The organism is Ochrobactrum chromiisoli (genome assembly GCF_026241335.1).
In the GTDB taxonomy this organism is placed as follows: Bacteria; Pseudomonadota; Alphaproteobacteria; order Rhizobiales; family Rhizobiaceae; genus Brucella; species Brucella chromiisoli.
The window spans coordinates 1,274,277-1,293,176 of sequence record NZ_JAPHAV010000001.1 but is presented as its reverse complement, the minus strand read 5'-3'; the positions used below and the strand labels follow the sequence as shown (position 1 = coordinate 1,293,176).

Here is an 18,900-nt window from a genome sequence, read left to right as displayed (position 1 = left end):
TGGCCAACTTTGGTTTTGCTACGAACATAAGCAGCAAGGTGAGGACGCCTTGGCTGGACGAAGATAATAAGCGCGCTACCTGCTCTCCTAAAAAGGGAGAGAGCACCATGTTGAAACCAAAACAAGCAGGCAGTTACCCAGATCGCGATCTGGATTGTCAGGAAGCAGTAGCGCAAGGCATTGCAGACTTGATCGAGCAAGCAACATTATCAGGCACATCAGAAGCTGATGCCGCAGCTGCTATTGCCGACACAGGCGTGCCGGGGATACGAGACTTGATCGATGATGCGGTTGCAGCAGGCTGGTCAGCTGAAGAAACAGCGACAGCCATTAAGGTTGTTTCGGCGGGCATGTATCGCGGCTACACCGGCACAGAGCCAGATGAATAACAGAAGATATTTTTGTTCATAATGCCGGTGAGCCTTTTGACACCTTGATACGGCATCAGTTATTTTTATTAACCATACTTCAACAGAAATAAATTGAGCGGGGGCGTTATGCCGAAGATTAGCGGACGCGATGTGCTTACTGATACTACAGAGAAGTCACAGGTTAAACTCTTTCTGGTAACAAGTATAACTATTTTAGCCAAAGCATATGAACTACCCATCAACGATTTTAAATTACTTGGAATGGATTTTCCTAGCGCAATTGTAGATGTTAGCTTACTTGCTTTGACTCTATGGTACACTTACTCGTACCTGATTAAGTGGTTAGGCGACCTCATATCTTTCCGCCTATGGTACTCACAGAGCGCCATTACAACGAATTTCGGAACTGAATTGAAAATTAATAGCGATTTCATTTGGGGTGGCATTAAAGCATTAAAAGAATTCAACAATTTCTATATGAAAAGTAGTGATTTTCAATCACTCGACGAAGATAACAAGCGTCTTCACAGGGACTTCGTAACTAATGTAGAATTGTATTCCGTAAGACTGGAACACGCTGGAAAGAAATTTACAGCTATTTCACTTTTTGGGTTTTTCTACGTATGGATCCAAGGTTTCATTATTCCTGTAATCATGTCCGTAGCAGCAATCTATATGATGGTAAAATATGGAGCGTTCACGCCACCTTATCGTTACTAACGTCGGAGTCCGGGAGGTTCTACACAAAGCGAGATAATTCAATCGCTTGCAGAAAAGTGGGACAGGAACGGGCCGTATGATTTGATTATGTTTTTCTAATCGCTTACCACAGCACAAACAAAAAAGCCCCGCACGAGCGGGGCTTTGTTTACTTCTGAAACCATGCCAGAAGTTTCACAGTGTTTTCATACAGCGACACTACGCCGATCAGGATGGCGAGTACGCCAAGGATTACCCACCGCATGAAGCGGCCAATCGTGCGCAGCGAACGGATTAGATCAAGCCCGTCCTTCATCAGGTCTATATCTTCCTCTCGTAGCTGGGAAAGGAACTCACGGGTTTCATCGGGCAAGTCGATCATCTTGCCCACGACTGGCGCTTCCGTATCCATTGGCATCACCTCATCCCCTCGACCAATTCGTCATAAAAACCGGCGCAGCGATCAGTGCGAGCATTCTGCTTTGCCAACGCTTGTCTCTCACGCCTTAAGATCGATCGGATCTCAGCACCGACAATCAAAGGCGCATGCGCTTCCTTCAGCCGGCAGTCATCCGGATAGGCTGGAAGGATTACCCGCGCGTGTGCTTTCCCCTTTTGCACAGCAGCTTCCTGCAACAGCTTATCGCTGGCGCAGGAACTCAATATCATTGCCGTCAAGCAGGCAAGCCCGCCCCGCCTCAGCAAGCCGCTTTTCATAATCCCCTATCTCCTGTTCCGTTTTTTCCATTTGAGCGGCTTCCGCAGCGCGAGCGTTCTGCAGCTGCACCTGATAGGAGGCGATAACGAACTGCCCCGCTTTCCGCTGCCGTGTCTCCTCGGCTATCTGGGCTTCAAGTGCCTTCACCTGAAACTCTGGTACCAAGCCCTTCTTTGCCTGCCCTTCGAACGCTCTGCCAACGTACGGAATGTCTTTCAGGATCGGGATGCCATTGTAGTAAGCCGCAGCGAGAATGAACCCTGCTGCAATCCCCGCTCCTATTTTGAGATAATCGAGAAGGCCGAACATCACTTGAGGCCCTCAAGGCACAGTTTCCGTTCGTCAGTCCGCCTGTTGACCAATCCTTTAACAACGCGACCGCCCGCTTTATTGAAAAGCAGAATGGCGTCACAAGCGCCGCGCAAATCCCCCGCGTTGGCCTTACGAACGACAGTTGAACGACAAAACGCTCCTGTACCGATGTTGTATGAGAGGGAAACGAAGCTGATATATGGCTGGATAGGCACTGTGTCAGGCTTAACCAGGCACTTGCGCATCCCTTGTTCAAATTCGACCAGCCTGTCAGCAAGCATCTGATCGCACTGGGCTTTGCTAAACCTCATCCCCGGCTTGATATTGCGGGTCTCGCCATAGCAAGCGGTCCACACACCGACGATGTCAGGATAACTTTTGAGCCGCAGGCCTTCATAACCACCTACAAGGGCAATAGCCGCAGCACCTGCCACAGACACGCCGATACCGGCCTTTTTCAATCTACTCACCATCACGGAATACCTTTTGAGAAACGAGGCGCATCACAAAAGCTGCCATCGTCACGACGAGGGACAGAATTGCGAATAGGCCTGTAGGGATTGGATAAGCATCGCCGAGCAGCGGCAACACGACTTCAAACCCGGTCAGCAGACCGGCAAGCAGGATCAGGCGGACAGACCACGCCTTTCGCAAGACGTGCCGCCAGTCGGGCACAAGCTGCATGACAGCCTCTATTTTGAGATTGAGATAACCGCGATTTTCAGCTGATGCGTTTTCCCGTCATAGGCTGCATAATTCCAGCCAATCCAGCAGCCGCATTGCTTGCCAAAAATCTTAAAGCGAGAGCGGTAGGAAAAGAACGTTCGGCCCTTAGCATCATGCATTACGCACTCGTATCGGGCATCAGGTTTTGACCAATCGAAGTTACGTTTTATGAGCTCATAGCTTGTCACGACACCCACCGTCGAAAACCCAAGCACGTGCGCCGCAAAGCCATATGCCGGGTTTCGGGCAATCCATTTCGTTCGCTGCCACCACAGTTTAAAGCTAGAGACCTGCGGCCAACCTAATTGGTGTTGCCCGCCGTCCAGATCGTCATCATGGGTGTGAAACAGCGAAAACGGATAGGGTAAGATTGTTCGTCCCGCCAAGACGGACCATAACGCCAGCGCTGGCGACAAGATCACGGCAAAAACTTTCAGGCCAAGCAATAGCAGCCCGAAGATCACCCACTTGAGAAAGGTGATCGGGTAATTCCCGATGATGTATTTCATTGTGATCTCGATTGTTTGTTACGATTTCGCGCTATGCGCGACCAATGCCCCAGCCCATAGGAGAGCCGCCTGTAGAAGGCGTTGAAACAGCAGGAGCCTGCGGCTTAGGCACGGGAACTTCCGGTGTTTTCGGACTGTTTTGATTTGTTTTTGGCGTCGTCGACTTTTTCTTGTCGGTCGACTTTGATTTATCTGCGACCGGCTTAAGCTTGGCCTCAATGTCCGTGGTATAACCGGCCTTGGAGATCTTATGCGTAGCCGTCTCGATTATGAATTCCATTCCGTCAATCTCTGGACGGACATTTGCATAACTGAATGGAGCGCCCGCACGGATCGACGGATCTCCAAAAACAGTCACAAACGTTTTGACTGTTTCAGATTTCAAACTTTCAGCTTTTGACTTAGCGGCTTTCTTTGCTTCAGCTTCCGAACCGTAGTTTTCTTTCAGGTTGTAATCGGCTGTACCCTCATCGTCGCTATCTTCCTCGACTTCGACAGTTTCAGCCGTTGCCCTGTCGCGAGTTTTAGCCCGCACTTTCTTGATCTTCTTTCGATACGCAAAGTTTATTCGACAGGTGCCCTGCACGATCTCATACGGCCCAACCACAATAGGCGTTAGATCCTTGCCGGTGGCAGACTTGCCACTGCCCCGCTTTGCAAAAACCAGCTTGCCATCCTTGATCGAGAATAATGCACCATGAATACGCGCAAGACGTTCACAGACGTGCATGTCGCTTTCATCTTGCTGCCCAAACCATGGATACTTATGCGCTGCAACCTCATCATCAATGACAGGCTGCAAGCCGTTCTCGGACGCGATCTGCTGCAAGATTTCTTTGACGGTCTTTTCGTCCCAGTGGCGCGAACGGCTTTGTTTGAATTTGTCGCGGACATTAGCACCCCTGCCCCTGATGTTCATGCCATATGGCAGACAGCGGACTTCGGGATCATCAATCGTATAAGAGCCGAAAGCTAATATCCCCGTTTCCAGATAGCCAAGGGACACTTCGAGATCGTCACCTTTCTTTGGTATTTCTGCAAAGGGGTTGCCGTCATTAACTTCAAAATCGACGGCGTCCGAGCCAACACCCTCTTTATCGGTAACAGTCAAAGAAATGAGGCGTTCATTCATAATGGACGCGACAGCTTTGCCGTTGACTTTTATTTCAAAGGCTGGAGTCTTCATTATAATCATCCGACACAGGGGGAAGAATTCAAGTGTTAAGAAAGAGTGTTTTCACGCTGCTAACAGCATTGTTTTGCTCGAGCGCTATGGCCGACGATCTTCATCCGATAACTTGCAAAGACTACGCAGTCGACATGCAGAAACTAGTTGCAGAAAACTCAAACAATAAAAAAATAGGTGGCAACGGTTTCAACGTGAACATTGTTGCGCTGGGATCTTACCTATCTGAAACAGGTAGAAAATTTTCCGAACTAACTACAAAAGAAAGTGAAAGCATTTACCTTAGTCTGTATTTAACATGTCAAGAAAATCCAGAAATGCCCGCAATAGATGCCGCCGTATTGAGTGGAAAACATATTAGATCTCAATCTACAGAAACGCTCACCGCACCCACTGTCGATGCTCCGCCTACAATAACAGCATCTGAAATAAGCGCAGGAATTTCGAAGAACAAAACCGAGCTGGAACAGGAGAAGTGGTGGGAGAGCAATATGTCCGGCAAGACCTACCAGCTAACTGGCAAGGTTACTGAAGTTGAAAAAGGGACATTCTCAGGCTATTGGGTTGACGTTGATATCGGTCGAAGTATTCTCGTGCGCTGCGGGATGTCATCAAAATGGACTGATCAAGTTTCCAAAATTAAGAAGGGCCAAACATTCACCTGCGTCGGTGAGGTTGCAAATACATGGACCTCATTCTTGAAAACCATGTTTCAGGTAGACGCTGGATAAGCTAATCCCAGAGTGACACCACAGATTGACTATCATCTGCCGGACTTAAGTCTGGCAGATGAATTTTTGTGCCAATCGGCAAACGATGCGACAAGCCAGCAAGACCCGGATTGGCTTCAAGCACCTGTTCAACATATCCGCTTTCATCACCGTAGACCTTACGGCAGATAGCATCCAGCATTTCGCCCTGAATGGTTGTGTAAACCCTACCCATAATCATCACCCAAACAACGACTGAACGACAGATACCGGCGAGAACGCGCCGCCAGTATAACGTTTAAGCTGTATGCGGTACACATCCATGCGAGGCTGTCCCAGCTTGGTGTGATAGGTTTGATCCTCAGTCACCCCCTCGACAACGTGCAAACCGTAGACATTTCCAGCCAAAGTAATAAGCGGAAGCACCGCCCCAGCCGATGCGGCACCACGAAGGCCTTCTAACACCGCAAGCCCACCAAATTCGTGAGGGAAGAGAACACCTTCTATCGACGAAGTATCCTCATCGCCCCCCGTCCACTGTAGGCGGTTTAGTCCGCCTACAGTGTTAATACTTGCCCATTTCGTGGATAAGTCGCGCCGCAGACCCTTGTAGCCGAAACGCAGAGAGTGAAACATAAACGGCCCGAGACACATAGGAATAGCCATCACATACCCCCGTCTGAATATGCGCCATTGGACGCCGCCGCCACTTTGTCCGCAATCGCACGAGCGGTAGCGTCAGGCGAAGCATTGGATGTCATATGGACGGTGATGTGATTGGTGATTGACGGACGCTCCGGCGGATTGGTCAAGCGAACATCCTGTACGCCGCTCGGCCGCGTTTCCACAGGCGTCGCCACCGCAACAGCAGGCGTTCCGACTAACAGAACATCCGACGGTCCATCTGGCTTTCCAATCCCAGCTGTAGGTGACGGCGCCGTCAGTGCGTCCCAGATTGCTCCAAGACTAAACGGCTGCGTAACGGTTTGAGTCGGTTGGTTTGGCAAAGGAGCCGCTGGAAGCGCACGCTCTGCACCTTTGCGTTGTTCAGTATTGTCACCATTCACCGTATCGATAAACTTGTTTTCGTTTGATTTTTGAACGAAAAATTCAGGCTCAATATAGCGAGGGTCCGAGGGTCCCTTGGCTTCAAGGCCTTTATAGAAGCCATAGGCAATCAATCCCCAAAGACCGCCTCTAGCAACCATCCCACCTGTGCCGCCACCGGCTCCGAGGATCCGACTAAGCATTCCTGCCCCTGCGCCTGCACTTCCCGACGCCGCAGCGGCACCGCCACCTGCTCCTGCGGCGGTTGTGGCGGCAGTTGCCGCAGCTCCGCCAGCGATAAGGTTTCTCAAACTCAATAGCGGCCCAGCAACAGATACCAGCCCGCCCGCTATCATTGCCCACTCAACCATGGATAACTTTGCTAAATTGTCGGCAAACTCACCTATGCTGTTAGCTCCTTTTACGGCATCAATGAGCGTTATAGCCGTACCCGCGATCAACCCTATCCGTCCAAAGGGTGATAAAGCCAGCCGCGCGATCCCCCTCCCCATGGTAATCATTGCTGCACCAGTAGCAGCGATGCCTATAGCGCTGATCACGGTTGCAGAACCGGACATCTTGCTTATTGCTTCACCAAGATTATGCATTGCACCGGAGACATTGCCCACGCCGATGTCAGTTGCGAACGCCTTGAGATCCAAGCCAATCTTTCGAAAGTTATTCGAAAGCTTGGCAAGATCGGTCATGCGCTGATCGACTTGGGTGCCATCACCGTCAAAAGCCTTCCCGAACAACAGATCGCCGAGATCGTTGATCATCTCGCGCATACCGCCAGTTCCGCCGTAACCGAAACCGCTCATAAGGCCGCTTACAGCCATCTGGATATTGTCAATAACACCGACACGCTTATCCAGCGTATCAATCACGTCACTCACACCCAACGAGAACTGCTTAAGCGTCGGAAGCCAGCTTTCACCGTACTTGATCCCACGAGCGCGAAACTTATTGCCAAGCAAATCGAGCACGTTCGCTGTGGTATCTGCGCGGATGACGAACTCCTGAAACGCAGATCCGGAATAGTCCGCTTCCTTTCCCACAAGGCCGAGCTGTCGACGCAGTTCACGCGTATCATTAATGAGCGGCATCAAAGCGCGTGCTTCACGGCCAAATACGCCGATGGCAGCGCTTAGACGCTCATGCTCTGGAAGCTTGTTTATGCGCTCGAACACATCGAGCATCGTGCCAACAGAGTCTTTATTAAAGGCCTTGCTGATCTTCTGAGAGTTGACGCCAATGGCCTTAAACGCAGCCTGCGTCCGCTTTGGCGCATTTGCCGCATCAGCAAGGGCCATACCCATGTTGCGGAATGAGGTTGCTGCAACTTCAGTTTCGCCACCAGCTGCAATCATCGCGCCGCCGAAAGCAAGTGACTGCGTGGCAGTGAAACCAAACATGTCACCCTGCGCTGCAACACGCTTGGCAAAATCGACTAAGTTCGGTGCCGTAGCTGCCGTATTGTTGCTTAGGTGATTGATGGCATCGGCGTATAGTCCGATCTCATCGGTATTCATGTTGAGCTGTGTTTTGATCTTCGCCAGCGACTCCGATGTTTCACGCTCTGAAACATCCCAGGCAACGGCGACCTTAGCGACCATCTCGGTGAACTTGCCGAGTTCCTGATACGGGATGTTCGATTGTCCGGCTGCAGCAACGATCTCTGCGATACCCTCGGCCGAAGTCGGAATGACTTTCGACATTTCGAGGATCTCATTCTTAAGAACCGACAGCTGCGCAGGCGTACCGTCGACAACCTTGCGCACGTCTGCAAAAGCTTCCTCGAACTTCATGGCAGCGCCGACAGTGCCGCCGATGCCTTCCCGTACACCAACATATCCCGCGCCGATGGCTAGAAGATTTCGAGCCAAGGCACCCGCGGAATAATTGCCGCCAGCCCCCATGATGGCGGATGTAGTTTTGCTTGCGTGACCGCTCAAACCTCGCAAGGCTGCAGCCGCACCGCGAGCTGGGCCAGAAATCTGATCGACGAGTGAGACAATCAGTTTTGAAGTCAGAACAGCCATTATCGCCTCTGCAATTTTTCAAGCTCTAAGATTTCATCACGCCACCGCAGCGCTTCCTGCGGCGGCATTTCCAGAAACGTCGTCAGTGGGGTGTGAAGTTTCTGGCAGAGCCAGACGGTCAGTCGTCGCCAGCCGGACTGGCCTGATTCAAGAAAGGGGAAACGACCTTTGCGCACTTCTGATAATCAGGCAGCGACAATTCAGTGACTTCCGGCTGCGTTGCACCAGAAAGCTGCGCGATCATCAACGCCATGACAGCATTGTTGCCGCCGCCCTTGGCTATATTCTCGACAACAATCAGATCCGCGAGCTTAGGTTCGCGAATAGTAATTTCTTCGATATTGGTGCCGCCAAGCTTATACGCCTTGGACAGCTTGATCGTTTGAGTATCCGACATTTTTCTAACCTTTGAAGCTGGACAGACTTAAGCGAGGAGTGCCGCGCGAATGGATGACGTGCGCGAAGTGCCGCCGATCGAAACATCGAACGGCGTCATTTCGATAAGGGTCGCGCCCTCAACTTCGAGCTTGTAATAACGCAGAGTGATCTGATGATCGTTCTCAGCCATATCGCCGGTTTTCCAACCGCCATGATCGTTCTTGATAAGGCGACCCCGGATGTAGGCGGTCGCATTAACGACAGTCCCATCCTCATGCACGAGCGCGCCGGTCACCATGAACTCACGTTCGGCACCCACTTCGAGACCAAACAGCACGATCACCTGCGGGTCGAAACCTGAAAGCTTGAAACTGGCTTCCATTTTCTCATAGCCCATCGGAACGTCGATAGGCATAACCATTCCAGCATTGCGAAGTTCTTCAACTTTTTCAGTCGGAACAGGAAGCGTGATTTCACTCGCCTGCCCGATCTTGGAGACGCGATCAGCAAAGATTGTGCAGTCGCGCAGAATATAACGTGGCATGTCAGACATGAGCCTAACCCTTTATCAACGTTGAGATTGTGTGAGAGGTCGGTGACCGGGAGTTAGCCGGTCGTGCCAGACGAGATCTGCTGTGCGACCTGATTGAGTAGAAGCGTGTAACTCGCCACATTGCGGTGCGCAGTGATGCGAATATCAACCATCGGTGCAGGCGGCTCGAACTTCACGCCGAGCTTGATAATACCTTGCACCATATCGCCTTCAGTGTTGCTGTCGAGCAGCCAGCAATCATGGCCAGGCAGGATCGCCCCTTCAGCTTCCATCTGGCGCATGAACGCGCGACCGCCTTCGACCATGAATTTGAGATTGGCCTTGGAGAATGGCTTATCGACGAATTCGAGATAGGCCTTTTCAAGCGCTTCATTGATCGCATCAGCAGTTCGACGAACCGGAATGAACTGCCAGAGCGTCTCTGCAGCACATGTCCAAACACCCCAGAGTCGGAACCCCGTGTTATCGATATTAACAATCGTATTGATACGGTTTTCATTGAGGTAATTGGACTGATCGCCATATTCGATCGGTCGATTGACACCGACGATGCCTGAAACAGCGACATTTGAACCGGCCCACCAGAAACCTTGTTCTAGATCCATCTTTGCCTGACGTGCAGCGAAGATTGGCGAGGACGGCGACGGCACATTTGCTTCAAGCGTTGTATCGAACTTCAGTACCTTTGGATCGCAAATTGCGATGCGTCCTGAATTGATCAGTCCGCGATATTGTACCGCCGCATGATCGGTTGTGTCGGGACCATCGACGTAGGCTAGAGCTTTCAGCTTTTCTGCAACACCTGCCAGTTCAGCAACGACCGGGTTCATAACAGATCCGATGTTGGCAGTCGCAGCCGCGTCTTTTGATCCAGCCTTTCCAGTGATCGTAACTGTAGGCGTGCCAGTGTAGCCGTAACCCGCTTTGCGGATAATAATGCCGGTAATTGCACCTTCTGCAACAATGGCCTCAGCCTCAGCGCCGGATCCAGTACCGGTGATTGCAACAGTTGTCGTGTCCGCTTCATAGCCGCTGCCACCGACTGTAACATTAACAGAAGCAATACCATCCGCAGCAGCAGACTGTGTGAAGCCGGGAGCAATCAGGAGTTTAGGCTTGTAAAGGCCATCGGATGAAGCGCGTCGGAATGCATGAACGCCTGTGAAGGCCGTTTGATCGCCGATCAATGCAGCCCATGTTTCAGCGGTAGTAGCGCCAGCCTCAACACGTACAACAATGATGGGGCAACCCACTTGATCGAAGATGCTATCAATAGCTGATTTAAGCGTACCGTCGTCACCAAGCGCATTCGCATCCTGCGCGCGCAAGATCTGCACTGGCTTATTTAGAGGAAAAGCCAAAACATCAGCATCAGGTGCGGTGCCAATCAATCCGATGACAGCCGTGCGACCGATACGAACGAGAAGAGGGGTTTCAGCACTTTCGAATACACGCGTGCCATGATGAAAGGACACAGATGCCATTGCGGCACTCCTTGATTAAGACCTCACTAGGTCAGGTTTTCTGGAATTAAATGTTCAGAGGAACTCAGAGCGCCGGGTGTGGCCACACGATTGCATTAACGACTGCGCGTACTGCGGCTTCATCTTGCGCCGCATCGATGTCACGCTTGGCGCCCAGGCGGATACTTTCGATAGCGGCACCGATTTGCTGCCATTGAGCGAAGGCTGCAAGAACTATATCAGCAACCTCGCCAAGCGTTTCAGCAGTAATGCCAACTTCTGAAGACAGGATTGGATAGTCCGCTTCAACCGGACTCGCGGCAACTTTGAACGCCTGCGCCTCTGTGACTTTCTGCTGATATGTCATTGTCTGCCCGTTGCCGGGAGTAATGTATTTCAATCGTTCCGTCTCGGCGTCAACGTCAACTTGCCGCTTCAGGGCGATTCTGATCTCCATCAAATCAGGGCCTGAATAAGCAACTGGCCTCGGCTTGCCACCGACGACCTCGAAAGAACCCCCGCTGTTTATGGCATTCAAGAGCGCGTCGCGTTCGGATTCAGTGACCTTTATTGCATCGTCCGGCACTGAAGTCGGAATAGCGTCGTCGTAGAAAGCCGGACCAGATGGAGAGAAAAAGATAGCCATAATTATTTACCCCACGCACGGTACCAGAGTAGGACCGAGCCGTTTTTTTGAGAAATGGAGCCGGTGTTGTTGACAAAATAAGGCGTGGTCCAGCAGCGGATCTGTGAAGTGCTGAGAGCATTGGCAGCCCCTACAAAAACGGATGAGCCAACATCTGTCACAAGAACGCTATCCACGCTTGTCGGAAAAGTAATAGGAAGCGTCACATCAAGCTGGGTTGTTGTTCCGGGAAAAGTTACCACTCCCCACGCTTCGTAGGTGCCGTCAGAGTGCCTTATCCAGCTACTCCCTAATTTGACCCCGGTGTTAGCTGGCGTCATGAGAATGAATTTGTTTAATGTGCTGTCAAAGGCGACGAGTTGCTTAGCTCCTCCGACTAGCGCGCCAGCCGTAAGAGCGGATCCATCAGGATTGACGATAGATCTGGCACCCAAGCCGTTCAAATTCAAAGTTGGAGTCGTGCTTGTGGATGTTGTGACAACTCCGACCAAAACCAGCATGCCATTCGCGTAGGCAGACGGGACAGGGGAAAGCGCGGCAGTCAGGACATTGGCCGTTCCGCCAGCCACGACGTAATTCCATTTACCCGACTGTGCGTCGAGGGCTAATTTTTCCGAGTATCCCGCTCCAATCCTTTCGAAAACTCTACCGTCAGGCAAACTTACGCCGTGACCATCTGGCGGCGTAATAATCCCCCATCCAGCGGTCGTAAATTCAGCTATCTTGCCTGATTGCCCCGCCCAAGCCCCTGTCGCCCCTATCGGGATAAGGTAAGCGTCGCCGATTGCTGGCGATGCAGGCGGAGCGGTTATGCTCATCGATAAGATTGGGATCCATGGCAAACGTGAGAGACGCTGTAACGGAATCGTAAAAGATGGGTCGACAACAATTGTCACATTAGCGAGGTTCGAAAACGCCACTTCGAGACGAACAGTGCCCTCGACAGTCTGCCCGCTAGCCGGCACCGGCTTGTTAATAGGCGGGTCATATCTCGCAATTGCGATGAGATCGCCAGCAGTATCGTAAAGACCGGCCTCACGTATAGTATACGGACCTTCAGCAGCGGCGAGGAAGATATCGAAATAGGCGACATTTGATGCACCTACGACTGTGCCATGGCCAGAAATAGCCTTACGGGCGATCTCATTATAAAGCGCCGTTTCCCCGCCCGACGGCACGGTTGTCCCGTCGCCAATCGCAATGTGCGTTATGACGACTGCCGTGCCGTTCGCAAGCGCTGCAGCTTCCTTTGCGCGACCAAGATTAGTCATAAGCGCGAATGAATTTTGAGCCATATTCTCTAAACCTTGTAATGAGCAGTGCCAGAAACAAACGCACAGGGCGCGCCGCCGACGAAAGTAGAAGCCCTCAGCACAGGAGGATCAAAGGCGTACGGGTGCGCAATCGCAGCGATATGCGTTTGAGCAAAGGCGCTAAGATAAATGCTGCCACGCGCCTGAAGGACCGCGCGCGTTGTAAAGACTCGTGATTTCGGCTTTGCAGCATCCACAGATGAAATCGCCGAAGCCTGCGTTTCCAAATCAAAAACCGGACTACCGTTGCGATAGAGGATTTCGACGCGAAATGTGCCGCGCCGGGATCCATCTTCCCACCACTCGACGATGCGAGTTTCAAGTTCGAAGGCTGCAAGCGCACGCTCGACAGCCCCTCTTGTACCCTTAAGGCGGTGGACCATCGGAGACGCAGCGATCACGCGCCGCTGTTGCTCTTCCGACCAATCCGCCGACCAGACATCCACGGAAACACCCATTGCCAGATATGGCAGCAGTATCTTTGGACACGTAGCAGGGTTCCAAATTGTTGCTATAACCGTTGGATCAACCGTCGCAATTCTTGCAAGTTCCGCAGCCAGAATAGCCAATGTGAGTGGCGAAGATCTGGGTGGAAGTATGGAGCGGGCAAGATCAGCGACAGCATCAATTGCTTCCGCTGCTGTCATTGCCATGACCCTTGAGTTTGGACCGTGTTGACGGTGATGGTGCCTACTTGACCGACACCCTTCGACCCCGGCTCAATGTCCGCTGCAGGGAAAGTCACCTCGACAGTAACATTGTCATCGATAGCAGCGCGTCCGCCGATAACTTCACGTTGGACTGCAAGGCCAATACGACGGCGCGATTGTGCGTAAGCTGTCAATCTTCGCTTTGCTTCTGCAGCCATGGCAGAAACATCAACGCCGGGTGCATAATATAACGTCACCTCGATATTATATGACACCACCGTCGCCGGTTCGATGCGAACATTGTCACCAATTGGTCGAACGTCCTTCGGAGTGACCGCAGTAAAAGTCCGGTCCATCAGTGATTGATTGGCCGCGCCATAGGTAATAGTCGGCAAGACGACAATCAGGATCTCAGGTGCAAGCACGGGATCTCCTGTATTCCGCCCCGTAAATGGCGTTGCGATCAGTCCCATAGAAAACGCGTCAGCGTGAAGTCCAGATGTGTAGACCGCGCCATCTTCCTCGGAATAGACCGCTACATCAGCAATGTCGCGCTTTCCATCGAGCTCAAGCGCATGGAATGTGTAAGCGCCCTCGGGTCCCGCTGTCGAGAAAGCCTCAAATGCAAGCAGTATTCTGGCGCGAAAAGTGTTGTCGTGTTCGACCCACTTGTCGAGAATATCATCCCACTGCGAGTTTTCAGGCTGATCATCCGCATCATTGTCGTAAACAAGGCGCGATATCCCGGCGTAGGTTGCGGCGATATGATCGAGATCCCCGCCAATCGCGGTTGCAAGAGATAACGCGCGAATTGCTTCATTGATCCGCTGACGAAACTTCATTTCCTGATAGCCGCCGCCTTCCGAATACGCGATCACCATCGGATCGGTTTCGAGCTTGACGACGTCATAAGTCACGCCGAAACGTGCCAGCGCTGCAACCAGGTAATCATCACGAGACGCTTTGATTTCTTCGAAGTCGACAGGAACGACACTGGGAACATCGCCGAGGTCAGCCAGATTAGGCGCAACAAAGCGGCTCATGACATTGTCCTTGTTATTGTGATGCTCGTCGAGGTTTCGCCCTCGGTCACTGAGAAATCTCCCTTGTGACCATTTGGGTAATAGATGCCGCTTATCTGGAGACTAACCGCGCCCTGCACGGTTAAATCCCCGATACTGATCCCGGTGAGAGCAAAGCGCGGCTCCCATTTTGCAATTGCCGTCGCGCAGGCTGAATAGATCGAAAGAATGATTTGATCGTTCGACGGCCTGTCGATCAACGCCATCAACTCGGACCCGAAATCCCGACGCATTACGCGCGAACCTATCGGCGTGTTAAGGATCACTTCAATCGACTGCCGAACGTGGTCAAAGCCCGTTAACAGCGAGCCGTCGACATTCGAAAAGCCGATTGACGACATGGCTTAATCCTTGGCTGGGCGAATGACCTTCTGGCGATCTTCCGGTTTTTCAAGCTGATGACCATAAGGCGACATGAATTGCTTGGCGACGGCGTCCGGGATATCCTGCGGTTTCGCCATGGCGGTGTAGTAGGTGCCGCCGTAGAAACCACTCTCTTTAACGATGACATTCATCGTGTTTTCTCCTTTGTTATTCGCACGACCACTTGGTCGCACCCGAGATAAGTGAGGCACCGCAGGCTGTCGCATCGCCGTGTCTTGCTACTGGCGCGCCCTCGCAAACATATTTGCCAGAGCCGCCTGTAATGGCGTTCGGTCCGTGGATTGGGCAGGAATAAACATCACCCTTGCGAGCGATCAGCTTCCCCTCACAATGCCATTTCGATGCTGACGAAATCACCGACCCGCCATGCGATCCGGTGTCACCCAGTCTGACAATTAGGGGCATTAGGCCAAGTTTCCGCTAGAAGCTGTAAAGGTGATATTGGCTGCATCAATCGTGACGGTGTCGTCACTGATGAAAAGCTTTACACCGCCTTTGGTGATGACAGCGTCAGGCCCATCGTGCGGGCGCGGGTTCGCATTAGAATGCGTGGAAAAATCAATTACCGCATCCGTCAGATCGCCGCTTTCGGACATGACATCGACTTGCTGTCCAACCGTGGGAGGAATATGGGTCGAGATGCCACCTGCAGCAATCTCTTTCCATGGGATCCAACCAGTGCGGAACGATTGATCGCTGCCCTGCAGTTTTACGCGAGCCACACCCTTTCCGTGATCGATTTCATCAATGACGCCGGTCCGACGATGATTGGCGAGACGGCGCTCGACTTCGAAAAGCCGCCGCTGCATCTCAACGAGGATTTCTGCCAAGCCGTCAGCCATTGAGTTTCTCTATTTCGATCTTGCTGATATTCGGCTCAGTTTGTTCAAACTCAATGGGCGGCATATCGCAAAGCGCGCGCGCCTCATCAAGCGTCAAACCGAACCGCCGACGCTGTTCCGTAGATTGCAGCTGCACCATATCCAGACCCAGAAGCTTGCGTATGGTTTCGAGGTATGGGTGATTGATCTCTGCCATCTGACTAAGCAGCTTTTGCCAAAGTGACGTTGGCGCTATCGACGCGCCGTAAACCGGATCCGGCAAAATTTCACAGAGAATGCATTGCTGATGCGCTGCCATCCGTGTTCCGGTTTCTGCATCCGCCGTTCGCCTGCGTTCGACCTTCGCAATATTGCTTACAAGCCCGCGCCAGATCTCGGCCCAGACATTATCGGGGTCCATCAGCGCGGTGACAGTCTCCCGGTCGACGACATCAAGAAACAGCTCGAACGCTGAGTCGGTGGCGGGAATGCCACCGATAATCGTACTCTCCCCGGTCTCCTGATCAGTTTCCGTCATTGACGCTGCAATGCCCGTTTCAATCAGCAGTTCCGTGAGGCCGTTTATCCAAAGTCTGCGACCACTGCTTAGATCGTCGATTTTTGCGCTGTCGGTGTAGACTGAGATGAATGGTTTCTCTTGATTGGTGCGCAGACTTTCGTCTGCGGCTACATCAAGCGATCCGATTTCACTATCCAGCACATTGCCTTCAACGGATGTGTTGCCGCGCAAAGCTTCAATCGTCGCAATGCGCAGAGCGATACGGCCAACAGACATCAGGACTGCCCCAGCTTCAAAACGATGAGATTGCTATAGCGATCAGAAACCGCAGCCACTTCAAACCATGGCTCTCCGTCCCGATCATTGGCGCGAACTTTGTCCCCCTCTTGCGGCATCGAGCCGGTATAGGTCGAGCGATCAAGAAACAGCTCAGCTTCACCCAATGACAAGCGGGAGCGATACGTGCCGGTAGGACCGGGAGCGTGAGAGTCGTCGCCACCGACATGCAGAACGGCATTGACATCAATCATGGGCCGGGACGCATCAGCAACCTGCCCTTTTAAGAAAGACAGGCGAACTGACTCGCCGTAGCTTTGGCCGATCTTCTGATCGACCTTAGCTTCAAGTTTACGCCAGTTCACCATGTCTGTTTACACCGACAGGCGAACAGCGCCAGATCCGGACGGATTGGCAACCGGTTCAGTTGCGTGACCGATGAAGGTATTGCCCGATGCAGCCGTCGTCAGAACCTTATCTGCTGCGATGTAATAGACTTTGGCACCAACGGTCCAAGCCTGTGCTGCAACCTTTGGCAATTCAAAGACACCATCGGTAGCAATTTCAACCGGATCGCCTTCTGCGGCTGAAAACTCAGCAACTCCAAACAGGTCGCCGACAACGACGAGATCGCCAGACTTCACATCCGCAGGTGCAGGAACGGTGATCGTCTTGCCGGGCTGGATATAGTTTTTCATGGGAATAACCCTTCTGAATATCGAAACGGGAGGAATGGCGGATCAATGATATCCGCCGATGTTCGATTAAGCCCCAGCGTTCTTGTAGCCGAAGCGATAGTCGGTAGCGCCACAACCGAAGTCATGTTCAACCGACATACTGAAACCCTGCCGTCCGAAAGGCTCATCCATGCGGACACGTGGGGCTTCATAGCCTTCCAGATAGCCCCAGCGATAATTTGAACCGGATGCAGGATCTGCAAGCAGATGCCAGGCATTGCCTTCGATCTGATTGGTTTCGATGAGTTCGAATTTACCGGAGAAAATATTGACGGTCGCAACGGTTGCAGGCGTGATCGAAGCAAGGAACTTTTCAGCTTCGGTTAGCTTGTCCGGACCAACCAGCATGATGCGAGCAGCGTTCGAAAGCAGTGGATTACCATCAATGCTCTTTTGCTTGCTCATCGCCTTACGACCTTCGCCGACGGCATCAACTGTGATGGCAGAAGCGGTTCCGGCAAGGTTCTTGTGTTCGGCATGATAGACCGTCTTGCCGTCGGCAAGGTTGCCGTTGAAGGCACCTGCATAGAAGGTAACTTCCTCGAACAAAGCCACCGACGCGCCATAACTTGTCAGCAGTTCCGAGATTGCGCCGAGATCATCGTTGATAAGCATCTGACGGCTGATGTTGAGCGCAATCGCATAGCTGAATGCCTGCACCTGCTCTTTGCCTTCACCGAACGAGCCATACTTGATCTCGCCGTTTTCCAGCACCTTTTTCAGAAGCGGGAAATCGCCGACCTTGACGGTGGTATCTGGACGGAAGTCGCGGAAATTACGCTTACGCGCAAATCGCTTGAATGTCGGCTGGGCCAATGCGTAACGTTGTTCCAGCGTTCGATTGACAGCGCCTTCGAAGATTACAGGGAAGTCCGACGTTGAATGCGATGCACGGGTGAATACATCGTCGATGTCGCGAGCATTCATCATGCGGCGACCGCGATAGTTCACGCTTTCAGCCGCGAGATCCACAAGGCCCATACCCATAAACTGCCGAGCAGCCTGTGATGGACCGGCGTCCGGCGTTGGTGCGCCAAGACCATAGGCAAGAGCTTCAATCTGTGCAGAACGGCGGGTATCGCCTTCATCACGGATTACGTTGACACGGCTGTCGGTTGGCGCGTTCCGCTCATTGCTGACCATGTGATCAAGCAACAAACTGCGGAAAGCATCGACAGTTGTACCGGAGCGGACATGTTCACGGCCAAAGTCAGCAAAACCAGAACGTGAGGCCAGTTCTTCAATCGCGTTAGAACGTTCACGTTCTGCGCGGACAGCTTCGGCGGCGACAGTCTGCGGATCAGTTGTGACAGGCGGTGCGTTGCGCTGTTCGTTTTCTAGGCGGGCAATATCAGCTTGTACCGGAACGGCTTCAGCCAAGATCGCAGCGTGAGCGGTTTCGATTGCGCGAACTGCCGCTTCATCCATATCGTCGGTGATTTCAGCCCGCTTGGCTTCAGCTCGCGTTGTAATATCCGCAAGCTGCGCTCGCAGGCCCAAAAGCACCGGGGATGCCTCAAAGACATGATGCAGACCCGCAGACTTGGAAAGCAGGCCATAATCCAAGGTTGCTGCATGTGACGGATCTGCCGAAACGATTGCAAATGCCAGACCGACGCAGAAGATTGCGGCGACGGTCGCGAAAATGTGAGCACCCTTTTTCATGGTGTGCGCTTCCTTCTAAGTACCGGGCAAAACAAGCGCCGTCGCCCTGCAACCCCGGAGTTGCAGGCGGCAAACTGATAAATTGTCGTGAA

Annotated in this window: 27 protein-coding genes; 3 read left to right on the top strand and 24 right to left on the bottom strand. The window is 52.3% G+C overall.

The features are described from left to right. The first annotated feature begins 107 nt into the window (after positions 1-107). Positions 108-389 (top strand): hypothetical protein, encoded by a 282-nt coding sequence (locus tag OPR82_RS06425; RefSeq protein ID WP_265983726.1) that lies wholly within the window; start codon positions 108-110, stop codon positions 387-389. Between the two features lie 108 nt (positions 390-497). After that, entirely contained in the window at positions 498-1,091 is a 594-nt protein-coding gene (locus OPR82_RS06420; RefSeq protein ID WP_265983724.1) for a hypothetical protein, read from the top strand. Between the two features lie 148 nt (positions 1,092-1,239). Here OPR82_RS06420 and OPR82_RS06415 read toward each other — a convergent pair whose 3' ends face one another. The 6 genes from OPR82_RS06415 to OPR82_RS06385 all read right to left on the bottom strand — a co-directional run bounded on the left by OPR82_RS06415 (position 1,240) and on the right by OPR82_RS06385 (position 4,521). Further along, positions 1,240-1,488: a hypothetical protein gene (locus OPR82_RS06415; RefSeq protein WP_265983723.1), complete on the bottom strand. Its 249-nt coding sequence runs from the start codon at positions 1,486-1,488 to the stop codon at positions 1,240-1,242. Between the two features lie 222 nt (positions 1,489-1,710). Then, entirely contained in the window at positions 1,711-2,097 is a 387-nt protein-coding gene (locus tag OPR82_RS06405) for a hypothetical protein (protein ID WP_265983721.1), read from the bottom strand. Next, positions 2,097-2,573: a lysozyme gene (locus OPR82_RS06400; RefSeq protein WP_265983720.1), complete on the bottom strand. Its 477-nt coding sequence runs from the start codon at positions 2,571-2,573 to the stop codon at positions 2,097-2,099. The genes OPR82_RS06405 and OPR82_RS06400 overlap by 1 nt, the downstream gene beginning before the upstream one ends. Continuing rightward, positions 2,563-2,784 (bottom strand): DUF7940 domain-containing protein, encoded by a 222-nt coding sequence (locus OPR82_RS06395; RefSeq protein ID WP_265983719.1) that lies wholly within the window; start codon positions 2,782-2,784, stop codon positions 2,563-2,565. The genes OPR82_RS06400 and OPR82_RS06395 overlap by 11 nt, the downstream gene beginning before the upstream one ends. A gap of 8 nt (positions 2,785-2,792) precedes the next feature. Then, the gene (locus tag OPR82_RS06390; protein ID WP_265983717.1) at positions 2,793-3,335 is read right to left on the bottom strand and encodes a DUF7338 family protein; all 543 of its coding nucleotides are present in this window, start codon (positions 3,333-3,335) and stop codon (positions 2,793-2,795) included. Positions 3,336-3,366: 31 nt separating this feature from the next. After that, the gene (locus OPR82_RS06385) at positions 3,367-4,521 is read right to left on the bottom strand and encodes a phage late control D family protein (RefSeq protein ID WP_265983716.1); all 1,155 of its coding nucleotides are present in this window, start codon (positions 4,519-4,521) and stop codon (positions 3,367-3,369) included. A gap of 134 nt (positions 4,522-4,655) precedes the next feature. Here OPR82_RS06385 and OPR82_RS06380 point away from each other — a divergent pair, with 134 nt between their 5' ends. After that, on the top strand, positions 4,656-5,252 hold the full coding sequence (locus tag OPR82_RS06380; protein WP_265983715.1) for a hypothetical protein: 597 nt from the start codon (positions 4,656-4,658) through the stop codon (positions 5,250-5,252). A gap of 1 nt (position 5,253) precedes the next feature. Here the strand turns inward: OPR82_RS06380 and OPR82_RS06375 are convergent, their stop codons facing one another. The 18 genes from OPR82_RS06375 to OPR82_RS06290 all read right to left on the bottom strand — a co-directional run bounded on the left by OPR82_RS06375 (position 5,254) and on the right by OPR82_RS06290 (position 18,808). Then, positions 5,254-5,466, bottom strand: coding sequence for a tail protein X (locus OPR82_RS06375; RefSeq protein WP_265983714.1), 213 nt, complete (start codon positions 5,464-5,466; stop codon positions 5,254-5,256). Between the two features lie 5 nt (positions 5,467-5,471). Next, positions 5,472-5,897, bottom strand: coding sequence for a phage tail protein (locus tag OPR82_RS06370; RefSeq protein ID WP_265983713.1), 426 nt, complete (start codon positions 5,895-5,897; stop codon positions 5,472-5,474). Next, complete coding sequence (locus OPR82_RS06365; RefSeq protein WP_265983712.1) at positions 5,897-8,320, bottom strand: phage tail tape measure protein; 2,424 nt, start codon at positions 8,318-8,320, stop codon at positions 5,897-5,899. The genes OPR82_RS06370 and OPR82_RS06365 overlap by 1 nt, the downstream gene beginning before the upstream one ends. Positions 8,321-8,438: 118 nt before the next feature. Next, positions 8,439-8,717, bottom strand: coding sequence for a phage tail assembly protein (locus OPR82_RS06360; protein ID WP_265983710.1), 279 nt, complete (start codon positions 8,715-8,717; stop codon positions 8,439-8,441). A 27-nt stretch (positions 8,718-8,744) separates the two neighbouring features. Further along, complete coding sequence (locus OPR82_RS06355; RefSeq protein ID WP_265983709.1) at positions 8,745-9,251, bottom strand: phage major tail tube protein; 507 nt, start codon at positions 9,249-9,251, stop codon at positions 8,745-8,747. 53 nt (positions 9,252-9,304) lie between these two features. Further along, positions 9,305-10,735 (bottom strand): phage tail sheath subtilisin-like domain-containing protein, encoded by a 1,431-nt coding sequence (locus OPR82_RS06350; RefSeq protein ID WP_265983708.1) that lies wholly within the window; start codon positions 10,733-10,735, stop codon positions 9,305-9,307. Between the two features lie 64 nt (positions 10,736-10,799). Then, on the bottom strand, positions 10,800-11,360 hold the full coding sequence (locus tag OPR82_RS06345; RefSeq protein WP_265983707.1) for a hypothetical protein: 561 nt from the start codon (positions 11,358-11,360) through the stop codon (positions 10,800-10,802). A 2-nt stretch (positions 11,361-11,362) separates the two neighbouring features. Continuing rightward, a complete protein-coding gene (locus OPR82_RS06340; RefSeq protein WP_265983706.1) occupies positions 11,363-12,655 on the bottom strand; it encodes a phage tail-collar fiber domain-containing protein in 1,293 nt (430 codons plus the stop codon). A gap of 5 nt (positions 12,656-12,660) precedes the next feature. Continuing rightward, on the bottom strand, positions 12,661-13,320 hold the full coding sequence (locus tag OPR82_RS06335) for a phage tail protein I (protein WP_265983705.1): 660 nt from the start codon (positions 13,318-13,320) through the stop codon (positions 12,661-12,663). After that, entirely contained in the window at positions 13,317-14,366 is a 1,050-nt protein-coding gene (locus tag OPR82_RS06330) for a baseplate assembly protein (RefSeq protein ID WP_265983704.1), read from the bottom strand. Before OPR82_RS06330 ends, OPR82_RS06335 begins: the two co-directional genes overlap by 4 nt. Beyond that, complete coding sequence (locus OPR82_RS06325; RefSeq protein ID WP_265983703.1) at positions 14,363-14,746, bottom strand: GPW/gp25 family protein; 384 nt, start codon at positions 14,744-14,746, stop codon at positions 14,363-14,365. The genes OPR82_RS06330 and OPR82_RS06325 overlap by 4 nt, the downstream gene beginning before the upstream one ends. Positions 14,747-14,749: 3 nt before the next feature. Then, positions 14,750-14,920, bottom strand: a complete 171-nt coding sequence (locus OPR82_RS06320) for a hypothetical protein (protein ID WP_265983702.1) — start codon at positions 14,918-14,920, stop codon at positions 14,750-14,752. Between the two features lie 16 nt (positions 14,921-14,936). Beyond that, positions 14,937-15,194, bottom strand: coding sequence for a PAAR domain-containing protein (locus OPR82_RS06315; protein WP_265983701.1), 258 nt, complete (start codon positions 15,192-15,194; stop codon positions 14,937-14,939). Further along, the gene (locus tag OPR82_RS06310) at positions 15,194-15,631 is read right to left on the bottom strand and encodes a phage baseplate assembly protein V (RefSeq protein ID WP_265983700.1); all 438 of its coding nucleotides are present in this window, start codon (positions 15,629-15,631) and stop codon (positions 15,194-15,196) included. The genes OPR82_RS06315 and OPR82_RS06310 overlap by 1 nt, the downstream gene beginning before the upstream one ends. Further along, positions 15,624-16,406, bottom strand: a complete 783-nt coding sequence (locus OPR82_RS06305) for a hypothetical protein (protein WP_265983699.1) — start codon at positions 16,404-16,406, stop codon at positions 15,624-15,626. The genes OPR82_RS06310 and OPR82_RS06305 overlap by 8 nt, the downstream gene beginning before the upstream one ends. Next, positions 16,406-16,774, bottom strand: coding sequence for a hypothetical protein (locus tag OPR82_RS06300; protein ID WP_265983698.1), 369 nt, complete (start codon positions 16,772-16,774; stop codon positions 16,406-16,408). Before OPR82_RS06300 ends, OPR82_RS06305 begins: the two co-directional genes overlap by 1 nt. 6 nt (positions 16,775-16,780) lie before the next feature. Next, positions 16,781-17,104: a DUF2190 family protein gene (locus OPR82_RS06295; protein ID WP_265983697.1), complete on the bottom strand. Its 324-nt coding sequence runs from the start codon at positions 17,102-17,104 to the stop codon at positions 16,781-16,783. Positions 17,105-17,170: 66 nt separating this feature from the next. After that, positions 17,171-18,808 carry a phage major capsid protein gene (locus OPR82_RS06290; protein WP_265983696.1) on the bottom strand — a complete coding sequence of 546 codons (1,638 nt, stop codon included), beginning with the start codon at positions 18,806-18,808 and terminating at the stop codon, positions 17,171-17,173. Positions 18,809-18,900 lie beyond the last annotated feature (92 nt).